Raw genomic sequence first — 25,387 nt, 5'->3', positions numbered from 1 at the left:
ACCTGGGTGTGTCGGGGTCGCCTCTGACCCCACCCAGCCGCCAAGGTCACCCGCCGAAAATCCGTACTTATGGATCTCCCGCAGCCGACGGCGGTGCGCTTCACGGCGCATACGGCGGCGTGCCTCACAGCGCATACGGCGGTCGTGTCGCCGGTCGTGAACTCGCTCATGGTCGCTCCTCCTTCGTCTCGTTGAGTTCCTGGTCGTGCGCGGTCGGTGAGCAGAAGTCGCAGCACGGGCGAGCGCGGTCGCGGATGTTGGTGCGGCAGGAGATGCTGCTGGTGTTGCAGTGGTGGCAGCGCTGCCAGCGGTCGCGGTCCCGATTGCCGACATACTTAGGCGTTCTCATCGCGTATCACCTCCGTGTAGATCGCGAGCACCGGTCCGAGGTGGCGAGCGCAGTCGATGTCGTGGTTGCGGTAGGCGGTGATGAGCTGGTCGAGGCGCGTGGCGGCTTGGGCTGTTCTGAGGTCGTTGCGGACTGGTCCGTCGAGGTATGGGATGAGGTGATCTGGCGGGCCGGTGATTTGGTGCGGGGCGCCGGTCTCGTCGCGGTTGTCCATGTCGGTGAGAGTCCATGTCGGGGTGTGGTTCATCGGGCGCTCTCTTGGTTCGGGACTTGCTGGCATGCCTGCTCGTGGAACGTGCTGGGGTGGCCGGCAGGGAGGATGCAGGTGCCGCAGGCATAGGCGATGCCAGGCAAGATGCGGTTCGGGGCGTGCCACTTGGAGTCGCAGGCGGCACCGCAGGGTTCGGCAGTCGGGTCTAGGTAGAAGGCGTGCCCTTGGGGGGTGAAGCGGAGGCCGCACGGTTCGCAGACCCCGGCGAGCGCTTCGCCTGTCTCGTCGGTGAGCTCGTCGCCGCAGACGCCGCAGCACGGGACGCGCCGCCACGCGGTCGGTAGCTTAGCTTCGGCGGCCTGGCGGGCGAGTGCAGTCGGGGTGTGGGTGGTGGGGGTGGTGGTCATGGTGTCTCCAGGTGGTCGTAGATGGTGGTCTGTCCGATCGAGATTGAGGCGATGCCGGCGCCGGTGTTGAGCTCGTCTTCGTCGGTCTTGTCGGGGAACCAGCCGGCGGGCATCATGTAGCCGGCTAGATGGGTGCCGATGGTGCCGATGATCGGTGCGCCGTCCTCGGCTTGGCGGAAGTCGACGTCGCCGGGGAGGTGTTTCGTGGCTGAGAGGAAGACGCGGGCCCGGTCGGGATCGAGCTGCAGGCATGAGAGCCGGTCGGTCGGATTGGTGGCTTCGGCCTGCTTGCGGTAGTCGTCGAGCACGACCGTGGCGAGGTCTCCTGGTGAGCGCAGGCTGTCGGTGAGGTAGAGCTCAATGCGGTCGCCGAGCTTGGCCTCGGCGAGGGCGACCTCGGCGTGCCGGTCATCGAGGCGGGTGATGCGCAGCCACTCGCCGGATTCGTCGAGGTCTTTGGCCGGGAATGCGCGGGCGAGCAGGGCGACCTGGTCGGCGGTGAGGACAAGGTCGTGGACCTCCCCGTCCGTATCTGCGGTGTGCTTGGTGCCGAGGGCGCAGACGCCGCCGAGACCGGCCGAGGCGGCAGAGACCGTGACGTGTGTGACCGCGACAGCGACGTGTACCTCCGCTGTCGAGCGCTTCCCGGCCATGGGTAGCAGCGCCTGGATCGCGCGGATGAAGTCCGCTCCGTAGACGAGAGTCATGACGAGTCTCCTGTGAGGTGGTTCTGGGTGTCGGTGAGGATCTGGTAGCAGTCGGCCCATGCCTGCATCCGTGCTTCGTAGCCTGGGCGGCTGCGGTCACTTTCGATGTAGGAGGGGTGCCAGCGGTGAGGGTCGGGCCATAGCTCGTAGGGACGGAAACGGTCCTTCCACGAGTCGAGCTCGGCCAGAGCTTCTGCCCAGGCGATGACGCCGGGGCGCAGAGGATGGTCGGCAAGTAGGTCGGTGAGCTCGTTCCAGGTGACGAGATGTTCAGGGCGCGCTTCGGGATTCCAGCGGTCTCTGGTGTCGAAGTAGACGCCTCGGTTGGCGACGGTGTAGCACCAGCGCCCTGACGCCCCGGATCCGCGTTTGTCGGTGGACTGCCAGTCGCAGAGACGGATGACGACTTCAAGTGCTTCCGGGACTGCGTCTCGGAGGCATGTCAGAGCGTCGTAGTAGCGCTGCTCGACGGCGGTGAGACCGTTGTCGGCCTCGATGAGGTCGAGCAGATCAAGCTGCCCGTCGATGATCGCGGTCATGTCGTCCCTCCCGGTGCAGGCAGGTCACGCCAGCGGATCAGCCGCATGGAGTCTCTGATGCGGATCTCGACGCCGGTCTTGGTGCATTGGTAGGACACGCCGTCTCGGATGCCGCCGAGTCGTCGTTCGGCGTGCTGTCGCTGTGTCGCTGGGTCTCGGATGTCGCCGGCGCCTGGTGCGCCCATCAGCAGTTGGCGCAGGAGCACCCAATCCTGCAGCTGTTCGTCTGCGAGGACGCGACCCAGCAGGGCGTCGGACACGCCGTCCTGTTTCGCGGCGAGGATCATCGCCAGAGCGTCCTGATGCTTCGTCCAGGCGACCGTCTTGTGCGCCGGTGATAGGCGGATGAGGAGCAGCTCCAGGCTGATCTTTTGTGACGCACACGCGCCTGGGATCGGTGACGGCGGCCACGGCTCCCGGTGCCGCGGAGCGACCTCAGCTTCGCTGCGCTCGAACCGTCCGCTGCAGTGCGGGCACTGCCAGCCGGGCGTGGTGTCGAGCTGACGGGTGCTGTCGAGCTGGTCGAGGTAGTCGAGCAGATCGCCTTGGACGGGCTCAGCGGTCAGCATGTCGCCTCTTCCATCGCCGCGGCGAACGCCCGCCTCGACGCGCAGTCGATCGCCGCAGCATGCGTGCCATGCGCACAGGTGCCGTTGTCACCCTGGACTAGCCAGCAGCGCTTGAACTTGATGTTGAGTCGTGGAAACGCGATGCCGTAAAGCCACGGCTGCTCCACCGGCAACGCCGGCACCAACCGGGAATAGATCCGGAGCCTCTTCGTCATGCCGTGACCTCCTTCGTGCTGCGGGACTTGCGCTTGATGTACTCCAGCTCCTCGTCGACGAGCGACTGCAACCGAGCAGAGCCCTCCGGGTCAGGAGTCGCCAAGCGTTCGCGCCACTCCTCCCTACGAAGCCGTCGGGCTTCACGCCGGGCACGAGCACGCTCGGCGTCGAGGACCTCAGCCAGCTGCTCGGCACGCACTGCAGCACGCTTCCTGGCCTGTTCCTGCCGGGTCGCTTCACGCTTGAGGCGGACGAGCAGTGCCTCGCGCTCCTGAAACGCTCGCGGGAGCTTCCGCACCTGCGGTTCAGCCATGATCGGGATCGCTGAGAGCCTCATCGCACCCACCTCGGCCGAGGCGACGACGTTTCAACGCCGGCGCGCAGGTTCGTGCGCCGCTCACGCAGACGCTGCTGACGGGCAAGCTCCCGGCGCACCATCCACGTCACGAACCGGACCCATAGATGACGGACACGCTTCATGGCTTCACACCTCCAGGCAACGGGCGGACGACCGCGGTACGACGGCCACGCAGCCCCGCCGGCCGAGTCTGCGTCGCTTGCTTTGACCGCATGTAGGCGACCGTCACCTCGTCGCGGAGACGACGCGCGTCGGCATTGACCTTCTGCAGCTCAGCCAGGCGCCCATCAATCGGGGAGCCCTCCTGCCACCGCTTCGCCAGATCAGCGATGATGAACTCGCCCTTACGCTCAAGATTTCCGAGCTCCCTACGACGCTGATCAGACACGACCATCACCCCGATCAAAATCCAGAGCGAGAGCAAGCGTGCCGGCGGCGATGAGGGCCATGCCGGCGAGGCTCGCACCGTTGAGGGTGAGGGTGAGGGTGTAGGACCAGGCGTTGACCACGCCTCCGATCGCGATGAGTGGCAGCCACAGCCATGCGGCTCGGCGGCGCTGGTAGACGACACGCGGAGTCATGACCGGTCACCTGCTCTCAGCGCGACAGCTGCTTGCGATGCGAGGCGGATGGTCTCCTCGCGGACGGCTGCGCGAGTCCACTGCCGGTCGTATGGGCGCGGCTCGAATGGGGAGTCTGGCCAGTAGTCGCAGGCGTGGAGGGTGTCGAAGCCGATCCATCCCTCGCTGTCGGGGCCGTAGGTGATGCCGCCAGATATGTCGATGACGTTGTATCCCGACAGCAAGGGCTCAGCCAGCCATGGGTGGCTATCTGGCAGGCGAACATAGCCATTGGCGGCGTTCCACAGCGGAGCCGCGTAAAGGGCCCACTCGATGCCTTCGTGCACGCCGGCAAGCAGTAGCCTCTCCTGTCCGAGGTTTGTCGGGAATGACCTCTGTGGTGTGGTCATGACTGCGCCTCCAAGGTGGGCTGCTGCAGGCCGATCCGTGCTGCGAGGTCAGCGGCGTAGAACTGGCGGACGTACATGGTCTGTCGCACCTGACCGTTGTGGAGGCGAGGCGCGTTATGCTGCGGGCGCAGCTCGAACCACTCGGCGGAGGGCACGCCGGCGCGGGGCCGCCACTCGAAGTCGTCGACCATCCGCTGCTTCGTCTTCGACCAACGGCGGCCAATACAGCGGCGGACCGCGATGCGCTTCTCGTGGAGGAGCTCACGAACTCGTGGCCCGGTCGTGTTGTACTGGCCGGCGAAGTTGTCGACGGTGACGATGTCATCGGACTCAGCGACGAACCGTTCGTGATAGGCAACGATCGGGGCCTGCGATTCGATCGCGGCCTCCAACACCTTCTTCTCCTCCTCGGCTTCTAGCACCATGCGGGCAAGGTCAGCGCGGGAGACCAGCTCGGGAGCTGCCAGCTGATCCGCCTGGTACCGGCCCGTCTTACGGATCGCCGGCAACACCTCTGCGGTGATCCACCTGCGGAACTCAACCGCCTCCGGCTTGTCCGATCGGATGACGACCTCGTACATGCCCGCCTCCGAAACGATCGTCGCCTGCTGCGTGCGACCCATGCTGTCCTGGATGGGGTACGGCTGGCGTACCCCATCGTCGAGACGCTCGGAGACCTGTGCGGCACCGCGGGTCAGTCCGAGCACTCGGCAGAGGTCGGCGAGCACGAACCACGGCTCACCATCCAACTCGACCGTGCGCACCGGTGTATCCTGGTAGTCGAAGATCCTGAGATTCTTCATCTCGTGTCCTTTCTTGGACCGTGGCCCTCGGCGCTCCACCGCCGAGGGCGTTTCCTTTTTGCCTACTTCCTGTGGTGAGACCGGACGCGGGTTTCCCCTTACACCCGCGCCCGGCCCCACCCTTCAGCCGCCCGAGTCGCATCCCCGTGTCGACTCCGGCGACCCGCACGGACGCTCAACCGCTGACTCGACGGGAGCGATGTCCGTGCAGTCTCCGTCGGTAAGCTGACGCCTGTGACGACGCCTACTCGCCGAAGGAGACGGTCTATGGTTTTTCGAGCAGCTCAAGAGTTCTTCCGCACGCTGTTCAGCGGCAGCCAAGCGGAGACGCAGGCACCACACGATCGAGAGGCGCAGGAAGTGGAGCGCAGACCGGCGCCCGAGCGGCGTTGGCTGAGCAAGGCCGAGTCGGACAGTGAGCTCGTCATCGTCAATGGACGTCCGACCTTCGAGTTGATCTGGCGCGACGAGCTGCGGTTCGTCAGCAAGAGCAGTGGTTTGCAAGCCGCGCCGGGCAACCTCGCCCTCGCTCGCGCCGGCGTCTTCTACCTCCGTGCCCGAGGAACCAGGCACTACAGTGCCGCTCTTCAATCCGCTGAGATCGAGATTGGCAGCATCATCATGCTCAAGAGAGAGCCCAACAACGAGCACGACCCCAAGGCGATCGCGCTCTGCGGGCCCGTCGGCACCGCAGCTTGGGGTTACGTGAACCGTGGCTTCGCACGACGCCTTTCCCCGCGACTCGACAGAGGCGAGCCGTACACCGCTGTTGTCACCGGGGTGGACGGCAACGTTATTACGGTAGCGATCGGCGAAAGCGTTCTGATGGAGCAGCTGCTCCCCGAATCTTGACCGGCTCACAGCTTCACCAGTTCGTCATCCAGGCGGATCTCCAGGCAGCGCTCACAGCTCACGTACACACACCTCTTGGGCGACCGCGCGGCGGCCCAGTTAATGTGTCCGGTCATGACGCCACCGGCTTCGACTCTTGGGCGAGCGCTGCGGGCTTCGCGGCGAGCGCTTCGACGTCTTCGCGGGCAAAGAACCGTTCGCCGCGGATGCCGGAGCCTTCGACGGCTGGGGTGAGCTTTCCGGCTTTTACCCATCGGGAGAGGGTGGAGCGGTCGATCGCGAGCATTGCGGCTGCGTCGGCGCTGCGGATGAGTTCTTGCGACTTGTGCATGTCACAAGGTTGCACCACTTCCCAATCTTGTGCAACTACCAGTCGCAGAGTTTTTGCATTACCTTGCGAATCTGCACAAGCTTAGGCATAATAGAGGTATGTCTGAGAACCCCGAATCGACCCTGATGGCACGGCTGCAGTTCACGCGCGGCGACCGGCTGGCGAAGTCGCTGTCGGCTGCAGGTCTTTCATCTCAGGAGATGGCGCAGCACCTCGGCGTGTCGCGCAACACGATCTCGAACTGGCTCAACGACCGGACCAGTCCGCGGCGCGCCGAGCTCATCCTCTGGGCGATGCGGACGCAGGTTCCGCTGGAGTGGATCGAAACCGGTGAATTGAAAAACCGCCGCCCGGATGGACCGGACGGCGGCTCTAGTGGAGATTCGCGCGCCACGAGGGATTCGAACCCCCAACCTTCTGATCCGTAGTCAGATGCTCTATCCGTTGAGCTAGTGGCGCACTGTCGCAATGACCAGAACAACTATACACACGATCGCCCGCGAGCCAAAATCCACGCTCTGCGCTCTTTGCCACATCCGCCAACCACCGCCACGGGGGCAGCGATCTGCAGCCGAATCCAGCCTTTGACAAAAGTCGTCATTTCCTTGGGAATATCCGTCTCTCATCTGACGTCTATTGACCATAAGTCACCAGCTTGTGACTCAATGCACAGGCGCGAGGCCCGCGAATCCCCGGTGCCTGCGAAGAACGGTTCGTACGGTGGAGACATCGCTTGGCGGCGACGTCCGCACAAGCAGAACTCCGAAACCCCGACAGATCAGGAGATCCTCATGACCGTCCTCGACCGTGGCTCAGTCGAAGACCTGCTTGCTGGTGCACCGACCAGCAACGAGAAGATCCTCAGCTTCGTCCGCTCGATCGCCGAGCGCACCACTCCCGACCGCATCGAGTGGATCACCGGAGACGACGATCAGAAGCGTGCACTGCAGAACCAGCTTATCGAAGCCGGCACCCTCAAGCCGCTGCCCAAGCAGAAGGACTCGTTCTACGCCGCCTCCGACCCGGACGATGTCGCCCGCGTCGAAGAGCGCACCTACATCTGCTCGCGCGATGAGGCCGACGCCGGCCCGCTGAACAACTGGATGGCTCCCGATGAGATGAAGTCCATCCTCCACGACCTCTTCGACGGCTCAATGAAGGGCCGGACGATGTACGTCATCCCGTTCGTCATGGGACGTGCGGATGCCGATCAGCCGATGTTCGGCATCGAGGTCACCGACTCCGCCTACGTCGTCCTGTCCATGCAGATCATGGCCCGCTGCGGCACCGCCGAACTCAAGGCCATCGAGGAACACGGCGGCGAGTTCGTCGAATGCGTCCACTCCGTCGGCGCACCGCTGGAGCCCGGCCAGGAGGACGTCGCGTGGCCGTGCAACACGACGAAGTACATCACCCACTTCCCCGAAGAGCGCGCCATCTGGTCGTTTGGGTCCGGCTACGGCGGCAACGCGCTGCTGGGCAAGAAGTGCTACTCGCTGCGCATCGCCTCGGCGATCGCCCGCGAAGAGGGCTGGCTGGCCGAGCACATGCTCATCCTCAAGCTCACCAGCCCGGAAGGCGAGGTCAAGTACGTCGCTGCGGCCTTCCCGAGCGCCTGCGGCAAGACCAACCTCGCGATGATCGAACCGACCCTCGAGGGCTGGAAGGCCGAAACGCTCGGCGACGACATCGCCTGGATGCGCTTCGGCGCCGACGGCCAGCTCTACGCCGTCAACCCGGAGTTCGGCCTCTTCGGCGTGGCACCTGGCACCGGCTACACCACCAACCCGACCGCGATGCGCGCGATCGAGGCCGGCGGCAACGTCTTCACCAATGTCGCGCTCACCGATGACGGCGACGTCTGGTGGGAGGGCATGACCGAGGAGACCCCGGCGCACCTGACCGACTGGAAGGGCAACGACTGGACTCCGGAGTCAGGCACCCCGGCCGCGCACCCGAACTCGCGCTTCTGCACCCCGATCACCAACACCCCGACGCTTGCCGATGAGTACGAAAACCCCAACGGCGTGCCGATCTCGGCGATCCTCTTCGGCGGCCGCCGCAAGACGACGATGCCGCTGGTGACCGAGACCAGGGACTGGACCCACGGCGTGTTCATGGGATCCACCCTGTCCTCGGAGACGACCGCTGCGGCCAAGGGCCAGGTCGGTGTCGTGCGCCGCGATCCGATGGCGATGCGCCCGTTCATCGGCTACAACGTCGGCGACTACTTCCGCCACTGGCTGGAGATCGGCCGCACCGAGGGTGCGAAGCTGCCGAAGATCTTCTACGTCAACTGGTTCCGCCGCGACGAGGACGGCTCGTTCCTGTGGCCGGGCTTCTCGGAGAACTCCCGCGTCCTCAAGTGGGTATTCGAGCGCGTGGCCGGCACCGCTGAGGCCGTAGAAACCCCGCTGGGCCACACCCCGGCCGAGGGCTCGCTCGACATCGACGGCCTCGACGTGACCGAGGAGCAGCTGCGCAAGGCGCTTGCCATCAAGCCCGAGGAGTGGGCTGAGGAGCTCGCCTCGATCGAGGAATGGTACGACTCGCTCGGCGATCACGTCCCGGCCGAGCTCAAGGCCGAGGTCGACAACCTCCGCCAGCGCCTCGGCGTGCAGTGACGCCGCACCCCTGACTGAGTCGGGCCGCACCCATGAGCCAGGGTGCGGCCCGGTTCGCATTCATCCCCGCTCCCGAGGCGGTGGGCACCTGCCGCTAGTCTGTTGCCATGGCATATTTCGAACCACTCTCGGACACGCGCCTGCGCGCGACCGCCGCGACGGCGGGTGCATGGAATGAAGCGGAGCAGCACATCTCCCCGATCATCGGGCTGCTCATCCACAGCTTCGAACGCGACCACGCCGCCCGCCGCGAGGGTGCGCCGCTGCAGATGGCGCGCCTGTCGGCCGACATCTACGGCGTCATCCCGATCGACGAGTTCGATCTCACCGTCTCCGTGCGCCGGGCCGGCCGCACCATCGAGCTACTCGAAGCCGAGGTGACCTACGGCGAGCGGACCATCGTGTTAGCCCGCGCCTGGCTGCTGACGGACACCGACACCTCGGCGGTGGCCGGCACCGCCTTCGAGCCGATCCCGCCGCCGGAAGAGCTGGCGCCGTTCGACCCGCGCAGCGTGTGGCCTGGTGGCTACATCGCCTCCCTGCAGGGCCGCCGCAGCCAGTTCTCACCGGGTCGGGCAATGTACTGGCTGCGTTCGGACGAGCGGCTGCTCGACGACGAGGAGGTCTCGGACTTCGCCCAGGCATGCACGCACCTCGATGCCGCCAACGGGATGACGGTGCGCCGGGATCCGGCTGAGGTGATGTTCCCCAACGTCGATCTCACCGCGCATTTCCTGCGCTCGGAGCTCGCCGGCGACTGGCTGGGCTTCGACACCCGCGTGACCTTCGGTGAGACTGGCCTGGGCCTGACCCACTCGGTGCTCCACGACGCCGCCGGGCCGCTCGGTTCGCTCGTGCAGTCGCTGACCGTCCGGCCGCGCTGAACCGGTCTAGCCGTGCAGGGCGGGGACGATGAGATAGACGCCGATGAGCACGACAATTCCGCAGACGCCGAACACCGCATGGCTGGCCAGCGAGACGAGCGCATTGCTGCGCCCCGCTGAGCGCAGGTCGATGGCGTAGGCGCGCAGTCGCACAGCCACCGAGAACAGCGTGATCGTCACGGTCGCTGCCGTCAGGGTCGCGACGGCGACGATGACAAGGGACATCCAGTCGATCATCAGCGGTTCCCGCCTTTCATCTGCTTGGCCTGCTTCTTCGCCTTGCGCTTGGCGCGCCGGCCGCGGATGCCCACGGCGTCACCGACGGTGTCGAGCTTCGAGAGCTGGACCAGGTGGGCGGTCTTGCGTGAGTGCAGGTAGATCCACAGCACGACGATCGTCGCCACAATGACGTCAGCCATCGCACCCCAGAATCCGAGGTTGGCCACGATCGCCGCCAGCGCCCCGACGGCACCGGCGGCCGGCAGCGTTAACAGCCAGCCGGAGGCAATCTTGCCGGCAGTCGACCACTTGACGTCAGCACCCTTGCGGCCGAGTCCGGAGCCGAGCACGGACCCGGAGGCCACCTGCGTTGTCGACAGCGCGAAGCCCAGGTGCGAGGAGGCCAGGATCGCCGCAGCCGTCGAGGTCTCGGCCGACAGCCCCTGGGCGGGCCGGACCTCGGTGAGCTTCGTGCCGAGCGTGTCGATGATCCGCCAGCCGCCGAGGTAGGTGCCGAAGGCGATGGCGAAGGCGCAGGTGGCGATGACCCAGAAGTGCGGGCCGGTGCCGGGCTCCTGCATCTGCGCGGAGATGAGCAGCAGAGTGATGACGCCCATCGTCTTCTGCGCGTCGTTGGTGCCATGGGCGAGTGCGACGAGCGAGGAGGAGAAGATCTGCCCGTATTTGAAGGCCCCGCGCCGGTTGGCATTCGCGTACCGGCGGGTGATCGAATAGGCCAGCCGGGTGCACACGTAGGCGCTAGTCCCGGCGATGAGCGGGGCGGCGATGGCGGGGATGATGACTTTGGAGAGCACGACGGAGAAGTTCACCGCGTGCAGTCCCGCACCGACGACGGCCGCGCCGATGAGTCCGCCGAACAGCGCATGTGATGATGAGGACGGCAACCCGTAGATCCAGGTGATCATATTCCACACGATCGCGCCGATGAGTCCCGCCAGGATCAGCTGGGGCGTGATGTGGACGCCGCCGTCGCCTTCGTTGATGAGACCGCCGGAGATCGTCTTGGCGACCTCCGTGGAGAGGAACGCACCGATGAGGTTGAGCACGGCAGCCAGTGCGACGGCGGTCTTCGGCTTGATCGCACCGGTGGCGATCGGGGTGGCCATCGCGTTCGCGGTGTCGTGGAACCCGTTGGTGAAGTCGAAGAACAGTGCCAGTGCGATGACGAGCACGACGAGAATGAGGAGTTCCACGCGCTACCTAACAGGGTGAGGAGATCTGAGGAGCGGTCTTCGCGACCCATGCTGAGTGTAACCGCAAAGTCGCCCTGCGTTCATCCGCCCGTCATCTTCACGCCCGCACACCGGACCCGAGGCGGTGGTCGCCCGACCGTAGGATGGAACGATGTCTGAGCTGAGCTGGCGGGTCTACCCGCGCCTCTACGTCGTGGCGCTGCTGTGGGCGCTGCCGATCTTCCTCGTGCTGCTCATGCTCACCGGGTTCAGCTGGATCATCCTCACCTGCGCCGTTGTGCTGGCGATTCTCAGCTACGTGCTCTCAGCGTCTGCCCTGCGCATCACCGTCAGCGACGGGGTGCTGGCACTGCGCTACTGGTTCTACCTCGTCGAGGTCGACATCGCCAATATCACCGAGGTCGCCCGCGTCGAGAGAGCGCTCGTGGGTCTCGGCTACAAGCGGGCTGGCTCGACGACCTCGTTCCTCGTCGGCGGGCCGTACCTGCAGGCGACGACTTCCTCGGGCACGGACCTTGTCTTCTCCGTGCGCGAGGACTTCGCCGCCGACCTTGAGGCGGCGCTCAGCGCCGGACCCGGCGCACCAGCCGCCTGACCCGCCACCTCACACCGTGGATCCCGCGCCGCGCGACTGCCCCGGCCTCGTCGGCAAATGACCTCGAGCGCAGCGCCTCCAGCTCCGCGCGGAGGTCCGTCAGCTCACCGCCCAGCCGCTGCGCCTCCGCCTCCCTCTCACTCAACTTCTTCTCTGCTTCCTCCAGCCGCTCCCGCGTCTCCTGGAGCTCCGCGGCCGTCTCCTGCAGCTCCTCCCGGGTTCGCTTGTGCGCACGGTCGCTGAGAATTCGCGGCTCCTCCAGTTCGGCTGCCGCTGCGATATGAAAGCTCTCCCGCTGCGCGGCCTGCTCACTGATGGGCGCGAAGGGCTCCTGCGGCACCGACCGGCCCGCCACCGCTTCGTAGATCCCCGCCAAGTTCTGCTGCGAGATCTCCATCCACTCCTGCTGCACGGCCGCCAGGTCCCCCTGCAGCTGATCTCGCTGCTCCCACGCCGCCGCGACCGATTCGACGATCCGCTCCCCCAGACGCTCCGGCTCAGCTGCAAGCGTGAACTCAGGGTGGCCGACATCTGCGGCGAAGTAGCGCAGCTTGTTGTGCAGGTCGAGGGAGATCGGGATCGATCCGGCGCCGAAGGGAATGAGCTGGGCGTGACCGCGCCCGCCGAGGACGACCGGAGTGCCGGCGAAGAGCTCGTAGCCCGCGCGGTAGTCGACGTCGGGTCCGTGCAGGCGGTGCTCGGCCACCTCGGGAACGGCTTCTGCCAGCGCCTGCGCGAACACCCGGTCGTCGGGATGGAAGGGAGTGCTGACGATCTGCCAGCCGTCAGCCGCGAGCTGCCTGACAGCGGTGATGACCTCCCGGTGGATCGCCTCGGCGTCATAACCGGCCGCCCGCTGCCGGTGCTGGACGAGCATCTGCACCGCCAGCCGCCGCTCGTTAGAAGGCGTCGCACTGCCGGAATAGATGAGCCTGCCGAGGGCGGTCGGGCAGGGCTGGAATTCGATCTTCGCTGCCGCAGAGTCTGGCAGAGTGTCGGCCATCGACTCCATCGATCCGTGGTTGCGCAGTCCGAAGAACACGCTTTTGTCCGCCACCGCGCTGACGTGGTCGACGAAGAGGTCGGAGAAGGCCGGCTGTCCGGGGAACCGGTTGTCACCCACGGCGAAGACGATGATCGGCACCTCCAGCCGGTCGAGTGCGGCGCGGGAGATGTTCCACTGCCAGCCGGAGTTCGCGTTCGGGTTCGTGTCCTGCAGGAACAGTCCCCCACCGCCGACGACGACGGCATCGGCACTGACGTTGATCCGCTCGATGAGCTCGACGCTGACTTCGCGGCGCAGCGGCGCGGCACCGATGAACTCGAATGCCTGTCCGCCGGCGAAACCGGTGAAGAGATCGCGTACCACCGGGAACAGGGCCTTGTCGCCGTAGTTGCCCCAGGTGGGAATATCGAAGTGGAAGAGCCGTATGCGAGTCATGGCCTGCGACTGTACGGAATGCCGGGCCGTGGCGGGAGACGGCGAGGTGAACAGCTGGTGAATCCGGCAATGCCGAAGCCCCGCCTGCCCGGTGATGACGGGCAGACGGGGCTGCGAGGAAAAACGCGGAGCCGGTGGGATTTGAACCCACGGTCCCCAATTCAAGGGACTCCACCTTAGCAGGGTGGTGCTTTCGGCCGCTCAGCCACGACTCCTGGTGCGATGCGCGCCGCAGCGGGCTGGTCTCCCGGTGTGCAGGCGCGCGTAACCTCACCAATGATAACGAACTGCCAGCACCCGAGCAAAGCCGAGCCGCGAGCCGGAATCCGGCGCGCAGATGCGCGTTGCGAAGCTGGCACCAACGCGTAGCTCACGAATCTCGGAGGTTGAACTCGTACACTAAGAGCTTGTGATTATCACCTGTCCCTCGATCGTGCCGTTTTCCAAGGAGTGAGCAGTGTCCCACGATGACAATGGTGCCCCCACACCACGCCGTGGACCGAACGGCTCATCCCCGCACGACTCCTCGTTCAAGGCCTCCAGCCGCCCCCGCCTGCGCAGCTCCCGCCCGGCAGCCCCCGGCGACAGCAGCCAGGCTCAGGCACCGCGCTCCGGTTCGACCGCATCGTCCCGCCCAGGCACACTTGCCCCGGCCCCCGAGGGATTCGAGAACTCGACCCCGCGTCATGCCAGCCGGCAGGCCCGGGCTTCCACCGGCCCCCGGTTCACCGGGCTGCGTGCCGCCTCCGGTGCAGTAGCCGCCGGGGCCGGCGCTGTCGCCGGTGCCGCAGCCGCCAGGCGCCGCGAGCAACCGCGGCGCGAACAGCCCCGCACCTTCACACCCGCCACTGAGCCCGCCCCGGACCCGACTCCGGAAGACGCGCCACTCACCCGTCAGGAAGCCCGCGCAGCCGAAGAGCGCTCCCGCCGACGCCGGCTCCGCCGCCAGCCCGTGGCCACCACCTCGGGCACGAATACAGCCACCGCTGAGACCGACGATATCCCGGAGGCGACCCGGCACTCGCGCCGCAACGACGTCTTTCCCCGCATCGTCGGCTGGACGAGTCTCGGCACGCTCATCCCCGGTCTCGGCATGATCAAGAGTCGCAATTCGCGGCTCGGCTGGTTCCTCACGCTCGGCTTCCTGGCAGGCCTGGCCGCGATCGGCATCTGGGTCCTCTACCGCGGCCCGGTCAAGGCCGGCGCGCGCGTCGTCTCCAGCCCGACGATCCTCAACGTCATCGCGATCCTCCTTATCATCGGCGCGCTCATCTGGGCGTTCGTCATCATCCGCTCCTATGTCATGCTGCGCAGCGGCACCCGTCTGCGACGCTCGCAGCGCGCGCTCGGCTCGGTGCTCGTCATGAGCCTCATCGTGCTCACCGGTGTGCCGCTGGGCGTCGGCGCGGCCTACTCCCGCGTGCAGGGCGAGACGGTGCGCAAGGTCTTCGGCGAGGGCGGCGGGCCCGTCCTCGACTCCGCTGAGCTGTGGAAGGACAAGCCGCGCATCAACGTCTTCCTCATCGGCCGCGACAACGGCGACGGCCGCGAGGGCACCCGCCCGGACACCATGCTCGTCGCCTCAATCGACACGAGGTCGGGCAAGACGACACTCATCTCGGTGCCCCGCAACCTCGCGTTCCCGCAGTTCCCGGAAGGCTCGAAGCTCGCCGAGCGGTTCCCGCAGGGCTTCAACGCCTTCGGCTCCGAGGAGAGCCTCATCAACGCCGTGTGGACGTGGGCCGAATCCGAGCCCGAGGCGGTCGGCGATCCCGGCGACATGGAGCTCGGCATGTACGCCACCATGCAGGCGGTCGAGGGATCACTCGGGCTCAAGATGGACAACTGGGCCTCGGTCGACATGCAGGGCTTCGAAGATGTCGTCGACGCGATCGGCGGCGTGAAGATCGACGTCGAGCGGCCGATCCCGATGGGCGGGGGCACGAACATGAACACCGGTGTGAAGAACCGGGTGTTCGGCTGGATCGACCCTGGTGAGCAGGTGCTGACGGGCAAGAAAGCGCTGTGGTATGTCCGCTCCCGTGAGGGTGCCGACAACTACGATCGCATGTGCCGCCAGCAGCGGATGCTCAAGACCACCCTCGACCAGGTGAATCCGCGCGAGATCGCGCTGGCCTACCCGAAGCTCGCCGGCTCGGCTGAGCGCAACGTCGCCACTGACATCCCGCAGCGCGAGCTCAACGCCTTCGTCGAGCTCGCCGCGCTCATGCAGGGAACCGAGGTGAAGTCCGCGCAGATCAACAACGATGTCACCAGCACATTCAACCCCGACTATGAGGCGCTGCGCACCTGGGTCGACGAACAGATCAACCCGAAGGCCAAGAGCCAGCAGGAAGAGGCGACCGGCACCGACACGGCCGAGACCGAGGAACCGCCGCCGGAGGAGACGGGTGCCCCCGCCGAGGGGATCGAGGACACCGAGGGCAAGTGCTACCCGAAAGACTACGAGCCGGGCTCCGGCTGGCCCGGCTACCCCGGACCTGAGGGCGACGGAGAGCAGAATTGAGCCGCCGCCGAGACGGATCGGACAGTGGTGCGCTGGGCACCGCAGTGCCGCGCCGGGTGGGGATCATCGGGGCTGGCCCGCGTGGTCTCAGTGTTCTCGAGCGGCTGTGCGCCCTCGCCGGTGACGCGTCGATCGAGGCCCATCTCATCGATCCGTTCCCACCCGGGGCCGGGATCGTGTGGCGTACGGACCAGCACCCGGATCTGCTCATGAACACGACGATCGGCGAGCAGACGATCTTCCCCGATCTCAGCTGCGGCATCAGGCCGCACTCCACCGGCCCGGACATGGCGACCTGGTACCGGCGTGAGCACGCGGCAAGTGATGCCGAGGTGCTCTCGACCTTCGCCCCCCGTGCGCTCTACGGCCAGTATCTGCGGGATGCCTATGACCACATCTGCGCTACGGCCCCGGCAGGCGTGTCGATCCGCCACCACCCGACGGTCGCCACGGCCGTCATCGAGCCGCGCGGTGCCGCCGACAGCCCGGCCGGGCAGCGGGTCGCCCAGCTCATCCGCTTAGCTGATGGCCCGACCCTGGAGGTCGACGACGTCGTGCTGTGCGTCGGGCACATCCCCGCGCGGCTGAATGAGGAGCGGGTGGCCTGGCAGCGCTTCGCCGCCGGGGCGCACCTGACCTACCTGCCTCCGGGACTGCCCGCTGAGGCCGATGTCGATGTGCTGCAAGCCGGTGAGACGGTGGTGTTCCGCGGTTTCGGCCTCAACTACTTCGACCATCAGGCGCTGCTGAGCACTGGCCGCGGGGGCGCGTTCACGCAGACCGGCACGACGGATGCCGGGGCGCCGGTGCTCGCCTACCGGCCCAGCGGGCAGGAGCCGGTGCTCGCTCCGTCGTCACGGCGCGGCGTGCCGTATCGGTGCAAGCCGATCACTGCCTCCCATCCGCTGTCGGACTACCCGCTGCGCTACTTCACCCCCGCCACCCTGGAGCGGCTGGCCACCGAGGCCGACGGCGGTGACCTGCGGTTCAACGATCAGCTGTGGCCGCTCATCCTCGCCGACCTGCGCCATGCCTGGTATGCGGCGCTCTACGCTTCCGAACCCGAGGCGTTCGTCAGCGACCCGGCAGCGCTCACCGAAGCCCTCGCCGAGGCGGTGGACCGGCATGTCTCGCGCCGCGCGGCTGCCGAGACCCGCGAGGTCGCTGGCCGCCCGGGCCGCCAGACGCAGGAGTCCAGCGCGTGGTCCGATGTCGAGACGAGTGTCATCGGCAACCCGGAGCGGATCCTCGACCTCCATACGCTGCTGCGGCCGCTGGAGGACCGGACCTTCGCCTCGCGGGCGGAGCTGAATGCGTGGATGCTCGACTTCCTGCGCCGTGACCTCGACGCCGCTTATCGCGGGCCTGAGCGTGCGCCGGAGAAGGCGTTGTTTGCGGTGCTGTGGGCGGCGCGGGCATTTCTCAAGGAGCTCATCGCTGACGGTCGGGTCAATGACATCAGCTTCCACACCGAGGTGCGCGGCTGGTTCGAGGGCTTCGTCTCCGGCATCTGCGACGGCCCGCCGCCGCAGCGCTTCGCCGAACTCATCGCCCTGGCTGAGGCGGGGCTCGTCGAGTTCGTCGGGCCCGAGGTGCGCATCACCACCTCGCGTGCTGGTGAGCGCTCCTGCTTCCGCGCCTCCTCCCCCGCCGTGCCCGACCCTGTCGAGGCTGGCGCACTCGTCGACGCCGCCTCGCCTGCCAACCAGGTGCGGCATGCCGCGGACGAGATGGTGGCCGGGATGCTCGACCGCGGACAGCTCGCCGTCGCTGAGCTCACGCTCAGCGAGGGTGTTGCGCAGCCGCTGTCCGGTCTCGATGTCGATCCGGACACGCTGCGCACCCGCGATGCACGCGGCTATGACCACCCGCACCGGTACTGCCTGTCGATCCAGCTCTCGGCTGTGCAGTTCGGGCTGGCGATCGCGGCCAATCCGCACAAGTCGGCGCGCACTCTGCGCGACGCTCACCGTATCGCCGAGCAGATCCTCGGCGGCTAGGGCGCCGGTTCGCCCGCTCAGATGTGGGCGAGCCGGGCGACCTGGCCGGCCCCGAGTGTGCGCTTGCGCACGACCGCGGCGAAGCTGCCGGCCACCCCGATGACCAGCCAGCCGAACAGGGCGGCCCATGCCCCTCCCAGTCCGGGCATGCCGGTTGCTGCGGCGGTGATGCCGTCCATCGCCGGGGTCATCGGCAGGAACGGGGTGATCGTATGGAAGAACTCCGGCACCGCCCCGATCGCTCTGCCGGCGACGGCCAGCACGATGAGCACCACTGAGATGAACCGGCCGGTGCCGCCGAACCACGCGACGAGCGCATAGTTCAGCGTCATGAACACGAGCCCCGCGAAGAGCACGAGCAGCAGCACGGAAGCGAAGTCGAACAGGTTGAGCTCCAACACGATGTTCGCGATGATCGCCAGCACCACGGCCTGGATCACGGCGATGACGAGGCCGGGCAGCATTCCCTTGAGCATGACTGAGAAGGATGACCGGCGCGATGTCAGGGCGGTTGCCGAGACGGCCCGCACGACCGTGTAGGTCACGAGTGCCCCGACCCACAGCGCCATCATGAGCAGCAGCGCGATCGATGATGCCTGCGGGATGTCGTTGAGCAGGCTGCCACTCTCGGCCACCGGTGCGACGACCGTGTTGGAGAGCTTGTCGCGTTCGGGTGCGGTGTAGGACGGGATCTTGTCCTTGCCCTCGTCGAGGCCTTCGGCGAGTTCTCCGGTGCCGTCGGCGAGCTGTTCGGCCCCGTCGTCGAGGTCGGTGAGGCCGTCGGAGAGCGTGCTGGCTCCCGTGGCCGACTGGTCGACGCCCTCGGTGTACTTGTTCACACCGGCTGAGTACTCGTCTGCGCCGTCGGCCAGGGTGCCGGCGCCGTCGGAGAGCTGGTTGGCTCCGTCGGAGAGCTGGTTGGCTCCGTCGGCGGACTGCTTGACGCCGTCGGCAAGGGGTCCCATGCCGTCAGCGAGCTTGTCAGTGCCGTCGGCCACCTGGCCAGCGCCGTTGCGCAGCTCCTTCGAGGCGTCGAGCAGCTCGTCGGCTTTGCCTCCGAGTCCTTTGAGGTCGTCGAGCAGCTTCGGCAGCTTATCACCGAGGTTCTTCACCATGTCCTGGATGCCGTCGTTGAGCTCATCGGCCCCGTCGGTGAGATCCTGGAGCCCACCGGTGATCGAGCGGCCGTTCTCGTCCTTCTGATCGAGTCCCTCGGCAGCCTGGTCCAAAGCGGACTGAGCGGCCTTGAGCACTCCGCGTGCGTAGGCGTCCTGGGTGCGTTTGCACTGGTCATCGTCACCGTCGGGGCACAGCACCTGCTTGAGCTGATCCGCCTCGCCGTCGTCCATGAGCCCGGCCTTGACCAGATCCTGCAGCGTCAGTGACTTCGTCTGCTGCAGCTTCTTCAGGTCATCGGACTGCTGCTTGAGCTTGTCCTGATAGTCGCCGACACCGTCGTTGATGCGGTTGATGCCGTCGTTGAGGTCTTGAGCACCCTCCCCGAGCCCGTCGAGCTTGTCCTCGAAGTCGAGGTCTTTGCCGTCACCGAGCCCGTCGGCGAAATCGCTCAGGCCGATGATCATGTCGTCGACACCGCGGGTGTACTCGTCAACGCCGTCGGAGAGGTCGCCGGCACCGTCGGCGAGCTTCCGAGTCTGGTCGGGCAGGTCCTTCGTCTGCTCGCGCATCGTGCCGAGTCCGTCGGCCAGTTCCCCGGCACCATCAGAGAGGTCGCCGGCGCCTGTTGACAGGTCACGCGCGCCGCTGGCGAGGTCGCCGGCACCGCTGCGCAGCTGGCCGCTGTTGGCCGACAGCTCGCCGAGCCCGTCGGAGAGCTTGCCGGCGCCATCGGCTGCGTCGCCGGTGCCGTCGGCGAGCTGTCCGGCGCCGTCGTTGATCTCGTTGGCAGCATCGGACACCGTCTTGAACTGCTTGCTGATGTCGTTGAAGCCGAGGTAGATGCCGTCGAGGTACTTCTTGGCGAACTCGGAGTTGAAGCTCGCCCGGGCGGCCTCGGCGATCGACTGTCCGATCGCGGAGTCGGCCAGCGGGGTGACGTGGGAGGTCTTGACGCTGATCGTGGCCTGCCGGGCCATCATCGGGTCATCGTCGCTCGACGAAGTGACCGCTTCGGAGAAGCCCTTGGGGATGGTGATGACAGCGGCGTACGTGCCGTTGCGCAAGCCGTCATCCGAGTCCTCTTCGTCCGAGAGCACCCAGTCGAAGTTCTCGTCGTCGCTGTCGACGAGCCCGGCCGCCAGCTGGCGGCCCAGCGGTACCGTCTGACCGTCGATTTCTGCGCCCTCGTCAAGGTTGACGATGGCGGCCTGGACATTGTCGAGCCGGTCGGTGGCCTTCCAGATCGCAAAGACGAATCCGGCGGCGATGACGATCGGCACGAGGATGAGCCCGAGGACGGAGTACCACTTTGCCGTACGTCCGGTATCAGCTCGTTCGAACCAGGTCATGAGCCGTGTCCTTCCCCCGATTGTGGGTATCGAGATCTAGCAGTCGGTAATGGGTCTGTGGCGGGAGCATCCAGTCTGCGTCCCGGTTGCCGAGACCGAGCAGCACGCTCGACCCGGCGGCGATGGCGGCGGAGATGAGCTCCTGGGCCGCCTCTGCGGTGTCGCGGTCGCGGGCCTGGTCGGCCCGGTCGATGAGGACGATGTCCGGCATCTGCTTCCGTGTGCGGCGCAGGTAGCCGGGACTCGTGATGAGGGCGTCTTCAGCCGAGTTGAGCACCATGTACGGGATAGCGCTGCGCACCTTCGGCGCTTCTTCGGGCAGCACCCGGTTCAGCACCTTGAGTTCGCCGCGGTCGGGGGTTGCACGTCCTGCGATCGTCAGCAGCAGCGCGGTGGCACCCTGTCCGGACACGGCGAGAACCTCGCCGGGCTGCACGGCCAGGTCGACCTTGTCGAAGACCGGCTGGCCGGATCCGTCAAGTCCCAGGCCTTCGCCGTAGACGGCGTAGTCCTTGCCGTCGCCGGGCCAGTCCTTGTACTGCACCTGGTGGTACAGCCCTTCGCCTTCGACGTCGAAGTGCGGCAGCGCCCGCTCCAGCCAGCGCGGCAGCCACCAGGCCTTGTCGCCCAGCAGCGCCATGACAGCCGGCACGAAGGTCATGCGCACGACGAACGCGTCGATGAAGATGCCGACGGCCAAGCCGAAGGCGATCGATTTGATGATCGCGTCACCGGCAGGGACGAAGGCTGCGAAGACGGCGAACATGATGATCGCTGCTGCGACGACGACGCGGGCTGAGGACTGGAATCCGCGGTGGATCGCGTCCTTCGCCGAGGCGCCGTGGGCGAAGGCCTCGCGCATGCCGGAGACGAGGAACACCTCGTAGTCCATGGCCAGGCCGAAGAGGATGCCCATGAGGATGATCGGCAGGAAGCTGATGACCGGGCCGACCTTCTCGACTCCGAAGATGTCGGCTCCGTGGCCCTGTACGAACACGAGGGTGACGAGTCCGAACGCCGCCCCGACCGAGAGCAGGAAGCCCAGAGTCGCTTTGATGGGCACGGCGATGGATCGGAACACCATCATGAGCAGGATGAGGGAGAGTCCGACGACGAAGATGCCGAAGGGCAGCAGCGCCCCGCCGAGCTGGTCGGAGACGTCGATGGCGACGGCGTTCGAGCCGGTGACCGAGGTGTCGAAACCGTATTCGTCCTGGAAGTGCGGCTTGAGGTCGCGCAGCTTCTTCACGACTTCGGTCGTGCGCTCATCGCTGGGCCCGTATTCGGGGATGATCTGAATGAGGCCGGTGTCGGCGGAGGGGTTGGGCACGGCCATGATGACCTTGTGCACCCCGTCGATCTTCTCGATGTCGGCCTTCATGTCGTCCACGTCGCCGAGCGGGTCGGTCGAACTGATGATGTTCGCTGTGACGACCAGCGGGGAGTTGAAGCCCTCGCCGAAGTGCTCGGAGATGAGGTCGTACGAGATGCGCGGGGCGGTGCCCTCTTCGGCTCCGCCGTTGTCGGGCAGGGCGAGCTGCAGGTTCTTGGCCGGCAGGGCGAGTGCGCCCAGACCGGCGATGACGATGATGACGGTCAGCAGCGGTACCTTCGTCGCTGCCGCCACCCAGGCGTCGTAGAAACGGGTGACGAACCCTGGCTTGCGCGGACGGCTCTCGGTCTCCTCGCCTTCCGCGCCCGAGGCGGTGGACGCGTGGCGGCTGCCGCCGGGCCGGTGCTTCTTGGGCACGAGCCGGTAACCGAGGAATCCGAGCAGTGCCGGCGTCATGGTGAGCGCGACTGCCACGGCGATCGCGACGGTGGCGGCGGCGGCGATGCCCATGACCGTGAGGAACGGAATGCCGGCCACCGACAGGCCGATGAGCGCGATGATGACGGTGACGCCGGCGAAGACGACGGCCGAGCCGGCGGTCGCGACGGCGCGGGCGGCGGATTCCTCCGGGTCATAGCCGTCGAACATCGTCTGCCGGGCACGGGAGACGATGAACAGTGCGTAGTCGATGCCGACGGCCAGGCCGAGCATGAGGGCGAGCATCGGGGTCGTCGAGTTGACGGTGGCGAACGCAGTGCTGCCGAGGATGAGCAGCATACCGATGCCCACGCCGATGATCGCGGTGACAAGCGGCATACCGGCCGCCCATGCCGTGCCGAGGGTGAAGATGAGGACGATGAAGGCGATGACGACGCCGATCGCCTCGATGATCGAGATGTGCACGCTCGTGACCGTGTAGAGGTCACCACCGGGGCTGACGATGCTGCCATCGGGCAGCTCGGCCTGGAGCTCGTCTGCGACCGCCTGCAGATCGTCCTTCGCCGAGTCCGGCAGCAGGTCCGAGGCCTGGTCGTACTGGACGTTGACGATAGCGGCGTCGCCATCGTCGTTGATGACGCCGTCGATCATCTCGTCGAAGGGGGAGGTCGCGCCGTCGACGTGGGGCAGGTCGTCGATCTTCTCGACCGCGTCCTCGATCTGAGCCCGATACGGATCGGCATCCACCGGCTGGCCGTCTGCGCTGACGACGAGCATCGTCGCCGAGCCGCCAGCCACCTCGGGGAAGGTCAGTTCAAGCGCATCGAGAGCGTCCTGCGATTCACTGCCGGGCAGACGGAACTCGTCATTGAAGGAGTCGCCGAATGCGGCGACGAAACCACCGAGGACGGCAAGGATCGCCAGCCAGACGGCGACCACTGTCTTGCGGCGGCGGAACGCGGTGCGGCCGAGCTCGTAGAGAAAGGACGACACAGGCAACCCTTCACAGATGAAAGATGAGCGGATCAGAGAGTCAATCGGTGGCCCTGCGCCCATGCTACGCCGTGCGCACCGCGACCTGTCTAGGATACACAAGTGTATCGGATACGGAAGTGTATCGTAGTGGTATAGTCTGCGCTCGTACAAGTCGGCAGACCCGTGGCGCGTGAGAGAAGGAGTTCAACCTGTGAGCGAGGCAGTCAGCAGGCGCCGGAAACAGACCCGGGAGGCACTCATCGATGGGGCCCGCCGGGTCTTCGCCGCACGCGGGGTCGCGGCGTCGTCAATCGAGGAGATCTGCGAGGCGAGCGGTTTCACCCGCGGCGCCTTCTATTCGAACTTCGCCTCCCGGGATGAGATCGTGCTCGCGATCATGGAGCGTGAGATCGACACCGCGCAGCGCAGCGTCACCGAGCTGGTGGAGAACCGGGACGCGGATCTGCAGCACACGGCGGCGAAGTCACTTGACGAGCAGGAAGACCTCATCCGCGCGATCGTCACGCAGTTCCATGCGCTTCACGACAATACTTCGGCATGGATCCTCGCTGGGCGCGAGATCGAGCTCTACACCCTGCGCAACCCGGAGCTGCGCTACCGCTATGACGAACTCATCGCCGCTCACTTCGAGAACATGAGCACGGTCATCGGTGTGGCGATCGAGCGCGCCGGCGGTCGACTGACGCTGCCGCTGACGCAATTCGTCGACATCCTCGCAGCGGTCTCGCTGGCGGCCGGCAACAAGGCCGTCGCCGAGCGCTTCCGCGGATGCACCGGCGATGAGGTCGTACCTGATGACGAACCGCTGGCGGTCGATCCCGAGCCGATTGTTCAGGTGATTCTCGGGCTCATCGACTTCAGCTGAGCGGTTCAGAGCTGCGGGTGGCGCAGATGGTGTTCAGTGACGGCTTCGAAAGCGTGGGCGATGCGCATGAGCTCGACGTCACGGCCAGGGGCCGCCACGATCTGGATGCCCACCGGCAGGCCTGACTCCGAGAACCCGGCTGGCACGGAGACTGCCGGGCACCCGGTGGCCGAGATGAGCGTGGCCGCACGCATCCATGACAGGTAGTCGGCCATCGGCTCGCCGTTGATCTCCGTCGGATACTCGAGTTCCGCGTCGAAGGGCAGGACCTGTGAGGTCGTGGTGACGAACACGTCGCAGGTCTCGAAGTACTTCCACAGCTCGGCGCCGAGCCGCACGCGGGCGGCATCCTTGGAGCGCACATCAGCGGCGGTGAGCGCGAGCCCGGCGTCGATGTTGTCGACCAGGGACTTCTTCATCTGCGCCCGGCCGCCGGCTTCGACCATCTCCTCGAACACCATCGCGAAGTCGTAGGCCCGCTGGGTGCGGAACACCTCGTCGGCGTCCTCGAGGTTCGGCACGTCCTCGGTGACCTCGGCACCCAGGCCGGCGAACACGTCGGCGGCGGCTGCGACGATCTCTGCCACCTCTGCTTCGACTGGGATCTGGCCGCCGAAGTCGGGGCTGAAGCCCACGCGGATGCCGGAGAGCTCCGGCTGGTAGACGGTACCGAGGCGGAATTCGGGCAGGTCGAAGACCGAGCCGGGTTCGCCGATCTCCCAGGGGGCTCCGGTGGCCGGCCCGCAGCCGGCCTGCATAAGCAGGGCGATGTCGCTGACGGTGCGGGCCATGAAACCGGACTGGCTGAGCCAGGCGTGTGGGTTGTCCGGGGCGAGCTTGGGAATCCGGCCGTGGGAGGGTCGGAAGCCGACGACGTTGTTGAAGGATCCCGGCGTGCGCAGGGATCCGCCCATGTCGGAGCCGTCGCCGGAGGCCTGTATGCCGGCGGCCAGTGCCGCACCGACGCCACCGGAGGAGCCGGAAGCGGATTTCGTCGTGTCGTAGGGATTGACGGTGGTGCCGAATACCGGGTTGAAGGTGTGAGAGCCGGCAGCGAACTCCGGGACGTTGGACTTGCCGGTGGTGATAACGCCGGCGGCTTTGAGCCGGGCGATGATGACGGAGTCGGCTGCCGGCACGCGGTCGGCCCACAGCGGGCTGCCGTGCGTCGAGCGCATGCCGGCGGTGTCGTGGGTGTCCTTGTGCGTCATCGGCACCCCGTGGAGCAGGCCGAGGCTCTCCCCGCGGGCGTGTGCGTCGTCGGCTGCTGCTGCGGAGGCTTCGGCGGCCTCGGTGTCGAGGGTGACGATGGCGTTGATGGCGGGGTTGACTTCGTCGATCCGGGCGAGGTGGTCGGCAAGGGCCTCGCGGGCGGAGATCCGTCCGGCGGCGATCTCGGCGGCGAGTTCGCGGGTGGACAGCCAGGTCAGCTCAGACATGTGGGGCTCCTTTCGGCAGCGGGCGACGGTGC

Annotated in this window: 26 protein-coding genes and 2 tRNA genes; 8 read left to right on the top strand and 20 right to left on the bottom strand. The window is 66.7% G+C overall.

Annotated elements, in window-relative coordinates:
* Positions 1-166: 166 nt before the first annotated feature.
* The 11 genes from HLA91_RS00270 to HLA91_RS00220 form a co-directional block, all read right to left on the bottom strand.
* Entirely contained in the window at positions 167-349 is a 183-nt protein-coding gene (locus HLA91_RS00270) for a hypothetical protein (RefSeq protein WP_170273061.1), read from the bottom strand.
* Positions 336-596: a hypothetical protein gene (locus HLA91_RS00265; protein WP_170273060.1), complete on the bottom strand. Its 261-nt coding sequence runs from the start codon at positions 594-596 to the stop codon at positions 336-338. The genes HLA91_RS00270 and HLA91_RS00265 overlap by 14 nt, the downstream gene beginning before the upstream one ends.
* Complete coding sequence (locus HLA91_RS00260) at positions 593-967, bottom strand: hypothetical protein (protein ID WP_170273059.1); 375 nt, start codon at positions 965-967, stop codon at positions 593-595. Before HLA91_RS00260 ends, HLA91_RS00265 begins: the two co-directional genes overlap by 4 nt.
* Complete coding sequence (locus tag HLA91_RS00255) at positions 964-1,674, bottom strand: hypothetical protein (protein WP_170273058.1); 711 nt, start codon at positions 1,672-1,674, stop codon at positions 964-966. Before HLA91_RS00255 ends, HLA91_RS00260 begins: the two co-directional genes overlap by 4 nt.
* Positions 1,671-2,213, bottom strand: coding sequence for a hypothetical protein (locus tag HLA91_RS00250; protein WP_170273057.1), 543 nt, complete (start codon positions 2,211-2,213; stop codon positions 1,671-1,673). Before HLA91_RS00250 ends, HLA91_RS00255 begins: the two co-directional genes overlap by 4 nt.
* Positions 2,210-2,782: a hypothetical protein gene (locus HLA91_RS00245; RefSeq protein WP_170273056.1), complete on the bottom strand. Its 573-nt coding sequence runs from the start codon at positions 2,780-2,782 to the stop codon at positions 2,210-2,212. The genes HLA91_RS00250 and HLA91_RS00245 overlap by 4 nt, the downstream gene beginning before the upstream one ends.
* Positions 2,776-2,997 (bottom strand): hypothetical protein, encoded by a 222-nt coding sequence (locus tag HLA91_RS00240; protein WP_170273055.1) that lies wholly within the window; start codon positions 2,995-2,997, stop codon positions 2,776-2,778. The genes HLA91_RS00245 and HLA91_RS00240 overlap by 7 nt, the downstream gene beginning before the upstream one ends.
* Entirely contained in the window at positions 2,994-3,335 is a 342-nt protein-coding gene (locus HLA91_RS00235; RefSeq protein WP_170273054.1) for a hypothetical protein, read from the bottom strand. Before HLA91_RS00235 ends, HLA91_RS00240 begins: the two co-directional genes overlap by 4 nt.
* A gap of 401 nt (positions 3,336-3,736) precedes the next feature.
* The gene (locus HLA91_RS00230; protein ID WP_170273053.1) at positions 3,737-3,937 is read right to left on the bottom strand and encodes a hypothetical protein; all 201 of its coding nucleotides are present in this window, start codon (positions 3,935-3,937) and stop codon (positions 3,737-3,739) included.
* The gene (locus tag HLA91_RS00225; RefSeq protein WP_170273052.1) at positions 3,934-4,326 is read right to left on the bottom strand and encodes a hypothetical protein; all 393 of its coding nucleotides are present in this window, start codon (positions 4,324-4,326) and stop codon (positions 3,934-3,936) included. Before HLA91_RS00225 ends, HLA91_RS00230 begins: the two co-directional genes overlap by 4 nt.
* Positions 4,323-5,129, bottom strand: a complete 807-nt coding sequence (locus HLA91_RS00220) for a BRO family protein (RefSeq protein WP_170273051.1) — start codon at positions 5,127-5,129, stop codon at positions 4,323-4,325. Before HLA91_RS00220 ends, HLA91_RS00225 begins: the two co-directional genes overlap by 4 nt.
* Positions 5,130-5,396: 267 nt before the next feature.
* Between HLA91_RS00220 and HLA91_RS00215 the strand changes: the two genes are divergently transcribed.
* Positions 5,397-5,981 (top strand): HIRAN domain-containing protein, encoded by a 585-nt coding sequence (locus HLA91_RS00215; protein WP_102160990.1) that lies wholly within the window; start codon positions 5,397-5,399, stop codon positions 5,979-5,981.
* Positions 5,982-6,093: 112 nt separating this feature from the next.
* Here the strand turns inward: HLA91_RS00215 and HLA91_RS00210 are convergent, their stop codons facing one another.
* Entirely contained in the window at positions 6,094-6,312 is a 219-nt protein-coding gene (locus HLA91_RS00210; RefSeq protein ID WP_170273050.1) for a helix-turn-helix domain-containing protein, read from the bottom strand.
* 98 nt (positions 6,313-6,410) lie between these two features.
* Here HLA91_RS00210 and HLA91_RS14250 point away from each other — a divergent pair, with 98 nt between their 5' ends.
* Entirely contained in the window at positions 6,411-6,740 is a 330-nt protein-coding gene (locus tag HLA91_RS14250) for a helix-turn-helix domain-containing protein (RefSeq protein WP_204514280.1), read from the top strand.
* Here HLA91_RS14250 and HLA91_RS00200 read toward each other — a convergent pair.
* Positions 6,699-6,771: transfer RNA gene (locus HLA91_RS00200), tRNA-Arg, on the bottom strand. The genes HLA91_RS14250 and HLA91_RS00200 overlap by 42 nt on opposite strands.
* A gap of 332 nt (positions 6,772-7,103) precedes the next feature.
* Between HLA91_RS00200 and HLA91_RS00195 the strand changes: the two genes are divergently transcribed.
* Together HLA91_RS00195 and HLA91_RS00190 are read left to right on the top strand one after the other, a co-directional pair.
* The gene (locus HLA91_RS00195) at positions 7,104-8,936 is read left to right on the top strand and encodes a phosphoenolpyruvate carboxykinase (GTP) (protein ID WP_170273511.1); all 1,833 of its coding nucleotides are present in this window, start codon (positions 7,104-7,106) and stop codon (positions 8,934-8,936) included.
* A 107-nt stretch (positions 8,937-9,043) separates the two neighbouring features.
* A complete protein-coding gene (locus HLA91_RS00190; RefSeq protein ID WP_170273049.1) occupies positions 9,044-9,820 on the top strand; it encodes a thioesterase family protein in 777 nt (258 codons plus the stop codon).
* Positions 9,821-9,826: 6 nt separating this feature from the next.
* Here the strand turns inward: HLA91_RS00190 and HLA91_RS00185 are convergent, their stop codons facing one another.
* The gene (locus HLA91_RS00185; protein WP_170273048.1) at positions 9,827-10,057 is read right to left on the bottom strand and encodes a hypothetical protein; all 231 of its coding nucleotides are present in this window, start codon (positions 10,055-10,057) and stop codon (positions 9,827-9,829) included.
* Positions 10,057-11,253, bottom strand: coding sequence for an inorganic phosphate transporter (locus HLA91_RS00180; RefSeq protein WP_170273047.1), 1,197 nt, complete (start codon positions 11,251-11,253; stop codon positions 10,057-10,059). The genes HLA91_RS00185 and HLA91_RS00180 overlap by 1 nt, the downstream gene beginning before the upstream one ends.
* Positions 11,254-11,404: 151 nt before the next feature.
* On the opposite strand from HLA91_RS00180, the gene HLA91_RS00175 reads away from it, so the two are divergent.
* Entirely contained in the window at positions 11,405-11,848 is a 444-nt protein-coding gene (locus tag HLA91_RS00175) for a hypothetical protein (RefSeq protein WP_170273046.1), read from the top strand.
* Here HLA91_RS00175 and HLA91_RS00170 read toward each other — a convergent pair.
* Positions 11,817-13,289, bottom strand: coding sequence for a polysaccharide pyruvyl transferase family protein (locus HLA91_RS00170; protein WP_170273045.1), 1,473 nt, complete (start codon positions 13,287-13,289; stop codon positions 11,817-11,819). The two genes, HLA91_RS00175 and HLA91_RS00170, sit on opposite strands and share 32 nt — an antisense overlap.
* Before the next feature lie 126 nt (positions 13,290-13,415).
* A tRNA-Ser gene (locus HLA91_RS00165) sits at positions 13,416-13,504 on the bottom strand.
* Positions 13,505-13,746: 242 nt separating this feature from the next.
* Here HLA91_RS00165 and HLA91_RS00160 point away from each other — a divergent pair.
* Together HLA91_RS00160 and HLA91_RS00155 are read left to right on the top strand one after the other, a co-directional pair.
* Entirely contained in the window at positions 13,747-15,816 is a 2,070-nt protein-coding gene (locus HLA91_RS00160) for an LCP family glycopolymer transferase (RefSeq protein WP_338076795.1), read from the top strand.
* Positions 15,813-17,816, top strand: coding sequence for an FAD/NAD(P)-binding protein (locus HLA91_RS00155; RefSeq protein ID WP_239557118.1), 2,004 nt, complete (start codon positions 15,813-15,815; stop codon positions 17,814-17,816). Before HLA91_RS00160 ends, HLA91_RS00155 begins: the two co-directional genes overlap by 4 nt.
* 17 nt (positions 17,817-17,833) lie before the next feature.
* On the opposite strand, the gene HLA91_RS00150 is transcribed toward HLA91_RS00155, so the two are convergent.
* Both HLA91_RS00150 and HLA91_RS00145 read right to left on the bottom strand, forming a co-directional pair.
* A complete protein-coding gene (locus HLA91_RS00150; protein ID WP_170273044.1) occupies positions 17,834-20,284 on the bottom strand; it encodes a YhgE/Pip domain-containing protein in 2,451 nt (816 codons plus the stop codon).
* Positions 20,262-23,048, bottom strand: a complete 2,787-nt coding sequence (locus tag HLA91_RS00145) for an MMPL family transporter (RefSeq protein WP_170273043.1) — start codon at positions 23,046-23,048, stop codon at positions 20,262-20,264. The genes HLA91_RS00150 and HLA91_RS00145 overlap by 23 nt, the downstream gene beginning before the upstream one ends.
* Before the next feature lie 193 nt (positions 23,049-23,241).
* Here HLA91_RS00145 and HLA91_RS00140 point away from each other — a divergent pair, with 193 nt between their 5' ends.
* Positions 23,242-23,916, top strand: coding sequence for a TetR family transcriptional regulator (locus HLA91_RS00140; protein ID WP_170273042.1), 675 nt, complete (start codon positions 23,242-23,244; stop codon positions 23,914-23,916).
* A 5-nt stretch (positions 23,917-23,921) separates the two neighbouring features.
* On the opposite strand, the gene HLA91_RS00135 is transcribed toward HLA91_RS00140, so the two are convergent.
* The gene (locus tag HLA91_RS00135; protein ID WP_170273041.1) at positions 23,922-25,355 is read right to left on the bottom strand and encodes an amidase; all 1,434 of its coding nucleotides are present in this window, start codon (positions 25,353-25,355) and stop codon (positions 23,922-23,924) included.
* Positions 25,356-25,387 lie beyond the last annotated feature (32 nt).

The sequence above is a fragment of the Brevibacterium luteolum genome, from assembly GCF_013004595.1.
GTDB classification, from domain to species: Bacteria; Actinomycetota; Actinomycetes; order Actinomycetales; family Brevibacteriaceae; genus Brevibacterium; species Brevibacterium luteolum.
Note: the sequence above shows the minus strand (reverse complement) of the source record. Positions and strands in the feature narration are given on the sequence as shown.